The 524-nt window shown below is 46.0% G+C and carries 2 tRNA genes and 1 rRNA gene; all 3 read right to left on the bottom strand.

The features are described 5' to 3' along the window. Positions 1-177: 177 nt before the first annotated feature. Positions 178-253: transfer RNA gene (locus GIW48_RS29680), tRNA-Ala, on the bottom strand. Positions 254-263: 10 nt separating this feature from the next. Further along, positions 264-340, bottom strand: a tRNA-Ile gene (locus tag GIW48_RS29675). Positions 341-462: 122 nt separating this feature from the next. Next, positions 463-524: ribosomal RNA gene (locus GIW48_RS29670) — 16S ribosomal RNA — on the bottom strand; the annotation flags it as partial.

Below are 524 nucleotides of genomic sequence, written 5' to 3'. Positions count from 1 at the left end.
CTCAACTAAGAGAACTCACAAATTTTACCTTAGCCTGATCCGTTACCAGTGAAAGTAACGTTCAGTCTATCTTTCTATCACATACCCAAATTTTTAAAGAACGATCTAATCAAAGACTAGAAATCAATATTCACTTCAGAATATTCATTTCTAAACTCTAACAGCAGAAGCAGTTAATGGTGGAGCCAAACGGGATCGAACCGTTGACCTCCTGCGTGCAAGGCAGGCGCTCTCCCAGCTGAGCTATGGCCCCATAACAAAATTGGTGGGTCTGGGCAGATTCGAACTGCCGACCTCACCCTTATCAGGGGTGCGCTCTAACCAACTGAGCTACAGACCCAATTTCGAGCGTCACTGATTAGCTAAGAGCTATCAGCTTGGAGCTTAAAGCTGCTTCTATCGTCTTCTTCAATGAATCAAGCAATTCGTGTGGGAACTTATGGAGCAGCTGATGTCGTCGATTAAGGAGGTGATCCAGCCGCAGGTTCCCCTACGGCTACCTTGTTACGACTTCACCCCAGTCA

Source organism: Pseudomonas sp. PA-6-3C (assembly GCF_021605825.1).
Lineage (GTDB): Bacteria > Pseudomonadota > Gammaproteobacteria > Pseudomonadales > Pseudomonadaceae > Aquipseudomonas > Aquipseudomonas edaphica.
The sequence above is the reverse complement of the archived record's forward strand: the minus strand, read 5'-3'. Positions and strand labels throughout refer to the sequence as shown.